6 protein-coding genes are annotated in these 3,211 nt (G+C 58.6%); 5 read left to right on the top strand and 1 reads right to left on the bottom strand.

Features of this window, described 5'->3' with window-relative positions:
• Nucleotides 1–177: 177 nt before the first annotated feature.
• Genes Q0F21_RS06655 through raiA form a run of 5 tightly spaced genes read left to right on the top strand, consistent with a single transcriptional unit; the run spans nucleotide 178 to nucleotide 2,663 of the window.
• Nucleotides 178–750, top strand: a complete 573-nt coding sequence (locus Q0F21_RS06655) for an N-acetylmuramoyl-L-alanine amidase (RefSeq protein WP_297238504.1) — start codon at nucleotides 178–180, stop codon at nucleotides 748–750.
• On the top strand, nucleotides 747–1,151 hold the full coding sequence (locus tag Q0F21_RS06660) for a hypothetical protein (protein ID WP_297238506.1): 405 nt from the start codon (nucleotides 747–749) through the stop codon (nucleotides 1,149–1,151). Before Q0F21_RS06655 ends, Q0F21_RS06660 begins: the two co-directional genes overlap by 4 nt.
• Before the next feature lie 7 nt (nucleotides 1,152–1,158).
• On the top strand, nucleotides 1,159–1,359 hold the full coding sequence (locus Q0F21_RS06665) for a hypothetical protein (protein ID WP_038973973.1): 201 nt from the start codon (nucleotides 1,159–1,161) through the stop codon (nucleotides 1,357–1,359).
• 50 nt (nucleotides 1,360–1,409) lie between these two features.
• Nucleotides 1,410–2,336: a tyrosine-type recombinase/integrase gene (locus Q0F21_RS06670; protein WP_297238508.1), complete on the top strand. Its 927-nt coding sequence runs from the start codon at nucleotides 1,410–1,412 to the stop codon at nucleotides 2,334–2,336.
• 27 nt (nucleotides 2,337–2,363) lie between these two features.
• Entirely contained in the window at nucleotides 2,364–2,663 is a 300-nt protein-coding gene (raiA, locus tag Q0F21_RS06675; protein ID WP_018107538.1) for a ribosome-associated translation inhibitor RaiA, read from the top strand.
• A 75-nt stretch (nucleotides 2,664–2,738) separates the two neighbouring features.
• On the opposite strand, the gene Q0F21_RS06680 is transcribed toward raiA, so the two are convergent.
• Nucleotides 2,739–3,203, bottom strand: coding sequence for a hypothetical protein (locus Q0F21_RS06680; RefSeq protein WP_297238510.1), 465 nt, complete (start codon nucleotides 3,201–3,203; stop codon nucleotides 2,739–2,741).
• Nucleotides 3,204–3,211: the final 8 nt, after the last annotated feature.

Raw genomic sequence — 3,211 nt, forward strand, 5'->3', positions numbered from 1 at the left:
GAGACCGGCGGCAACGAGGTCGGCTAAGCCCCACTAAGCAGCGGGAGCTGACACCTCTCCTGAGGTAAAGGCTCCCCCAGGGATGACGAGGGTGATGCTTCGTCATCCCACCAGGAGGAGAGGTCGGTAACGCCTCTCCCGATCACACTTCACACCTTTATATACCCATTATCTACCATGACACAAATCTATATGCAACCATCTATGGTCGACAAGCTGGCGCCTCATCCTCTGGAGGACTACAGTGGTCCCCGTCCGGTGACCGGGGCGGAGGAGATCCGGCGCTCCCGGAGGGCGATCCATCTGCTGGTGGTCCACTGCAGTGCCACGCGCAACTGTGACGACTACACGCCTGAGCAACTGATCCGCGACCACGTGCGGCGGGGATTTAGAGGCTGTGGTTACCACTACTACATCACCAAGGACGGAATGATCTACGCCATGCGCCCGGTGGATATCATAGGAGCTCACGTACAGGGGCACAACCGTCACTCGATCGGCATCTGCTACGAGGGAGGACTGGATCACAAGTATCAGCCGGCAGACACCCGGACGCCTATGCAGCGGCAGGCACTCTCTCAGCTGATCCATCGGCTGAGAGAGCTCTATCCCAATTCCTACGTGGTGGGTCATCGGGATCTCTCTAGAGACCGAAATGGAGATGGCAGGATCACCCCGGACGAGTGGACAAAGCTCTGTCCCTGCTTCAACGCCAAGCTGTATAATAAGGAGTGGGTCGTGACGCCATGAGGAGTCAGTGGTTCCTCTTCTGCCTCGCCCTCTGTCTCACATCCGGCTGCAAGAGCAGGGGGAGAGCGGTACAGAGGGAGAGGCACGACGTGGTGGAGTGCCTGAGTCGTGACGATCTGCGTGACACGGTGACGATCCGGTGGTGGGAGGGTCCGGTCGGCGACCTGCCGGACACACCTCAGATCCTCCCGCCTGAGACGAGACGTGTGGTGGTGACCCGGCATCAGGTCCGGGCGGCAGCCCGTCAGGCTCGTGAGGAGCAGTCGGCTCAGGAAGTCGCTTCGCCCCCTTCTCCTCCCTTGACAAAGAACAATCGTCGCAGGCCCCTCCTGATCGGCATGGCACTGGGACTGACCCTTGCGGTGCTGCTGCGGGTAGCGATCGCGAAACAATCTAAGTAATCCTATTATGAATGAGAAGAACAATCGATTTAGACTCCTATGGGCGTCGATGCTCTGCACCTGCGGCATGACGCTTCTCTTTACCGCCCTCTGGATGCCGCCGCAGGGGATCATCGACTCGAGCGTGCTGGTGGCATACGGGGAGGTGATGACCTTTGTGGGCGGGCTGGTGGGGATCGACTATGTGTATCGTAATAAGGAGAAGTAACTCTCGAGAATTGTCACTATCTTTATCTGAACAAAAAAGAAGAGAGCAGCATGAGCGACCTTATCGAGGACTTCGTCGACTATCTCACCTATGAGCGTGGGGCTTCGCCGCACACCGTCACTGCCTATCGGCGTGACCTGGAGGTGTGGGGGGAGACCTGCGGGGTGGATCCGACAGCGGAGAGCCTACAGTCGATCGATCTGAGGGGCGCCCGGAGACAGGCGATGCAGCTGATGGCGCGAGGGGACAGTCCAAGGACGGTTCATCGGCGGCTCTCCTCGCTGCGGACCTTCTTTACCTACCTCCTGAAGCAGGGCTTGGTGGAGACGGACCCCTTTGCTGCGGTCCAGCTCCCCAAGATGGAGCGCAGCCTGCCGCCCTTTGTAGATGCAGAGACGCTCACCACACGGATAGAGCAGCTCTACACCGACTCTGAGGCTGCGGAGCGGGAGGAGGACAGGGTGCATCTCCTACGGGTCGCCTTTGTGACCGACCTGCTCTTCCAGACCGGTATGCGGTCGGCAGAGGTGCGAGGGCTGCAGGTCAGCGACGTGGATCGGTCCGGTCTGCGGATCCGCGTCCTGGGGAAGCGAAATAAGGAGCGATATATCCCCTATGGCGCTTTGCTTGATCAGAAAATAGCTCTATATTTGTCCTACAGGGACCGCAGTACGCGTCCGGAGGTGACGCACTTCCTCACCACAGAGCGAGGGATACCGGTCAGCGCCGGCCAGCTCCGCAGCTACGTCATGGAGGCCCTCGGGCCACTCTCGGGCTACTCTCGCAAGAGTCCCCACGTGCTGCGCCACAGCTTTGCCACAGCGCTCCTTAATGACGGTGCAGGACTGATGAGCGTCAAGGAACTCCTCGGGCATGAGGAGATCTCCACCACCTCTATCTACGCCCACACCACCTTCGAGGAACTGCAGAGGATGTACCGCGCCCACCCAAGGGCTCAGAAGCCATCCAAGGAATAAATCACCAACCAACTACTTACGATTATTATGAACGTAAAGATCCAAGACGTAGACTTTAAGGCCTCCAACGACCTGCAGAACTTTGTCACCACCAAGGTCCAAAAGCTGGAGCGCTACTATGCAGATATCTTAGATGCTGATGTGGTCATGACGCTGATCAAGCCGGAGACGAAGCGTAATAAGAAGGTCCGCATCACCCTCTCTGTCAAGGGTCCGGATCTCTTCTCTGAGAAGACGGCGGACAGCTTTGAGCAGGCTGCCGATGAGGCGTGCGAGGCACTCGAGATCCAGCTGAAGAAGCTCAAGGACCGGCTCTCCAATCGCTAATACACTATAATCCAAGATACGACAAGAGGATGATCTCCATGGAGGTCATCCTCTTGTCGTATCTTGCAGTCTGGTCTACTTCATCAGCCGAGCGAAGAAGAGGTCCAGCTCCTCGGAGGCTCCCTTGAGGAGCTTGTCGTGGCGTACCTCGTCCCAAGTGCTGTCACTGTGGGAGTAGAGCGTCTTATCCTTCGCTCCCCCGCTCTGGTAGTCGATCGTGATGTCCATCGCAAAGGGGTACTGCTCGAAGAACCCCGCCGCCGCCAGCCGCCGCAGCGCCTCACGGACGGTCAGGAGCGCCTCCTGCTCGGTCACCACGGCACGCTCCCCATCCTCGGAGAGCCAGCCGTAGATCACCTCGCTATCGCTCTGACCGCTGTCCGAGGAGAGCAGGATCTCTCCCTCGACGAGGTCAAAGCTGGTGGTCACCTTGTGGACCGACAGGCAGCCGCCAGTCAAAAGCGTCTCACGGAAGTGGCTGAAGAACTCAGCCACGATCGTGGCGGTACTCATCACCTTGTCATGAATTTCCGGCTCCATATCTCACG

The organism is uncultured Porphyromonas sp. (genome assembly GCF_934359325.1).
Taxonomy (GTDB): Bacteria; Bacteroidota; Bacteroidia; order Bacteroidales; family Porphyromonadaceae; genus Porphyromonas_A.

What these genes read in the sequence shown, in the direction of transcription:
- Q0F21_RS06660 (WP_297238506.1), top strand. Translation starts at nt 747, where the DNA reads ATGAGGAGTCAGTGGTTCCTCTTCTGCCTCGCCCTCTGTCTCACATCC.
- Q0F21_RS06655 (WP_297238504.1), top strand. Translation starts at nt 178, where the DNA reads ATGACACAAATCTATATGCAACCATCTATGGTCGACAAGCTGGCGCCT.
- Q0F21_RS06680 (WP_297238510.1), bottom strand. Translation starts at nt 3,203, where the DNA reads ATGGAGCCGGAAATTCATGACAAGGTGATGAGTACCGCCACGATCGTG.
- Q0F21_RS06670 (WP_297238508.1), top strand. Translation starts at nt 1,410, where the DNA reads ATGAGCGACCTTATCGAGGACTTCGTCGACTATCTCACCTATGAGCGT.
- Q0F21_RS06665 (WP_038973973.1), top strand. Translation starts at nt 1,159, where the DNA reads ATGAATGAGAAGAACAATCGATTTAGACTCCTATGGGCGTCGATGCTC.
- raiA (WP_018107538.1), top strand. Translation starts at nt 2,364, where the DNA reads ATGAACGTAAAGATCCAAGACGTAGACTTTAAGGCCTCCAACGACCTG.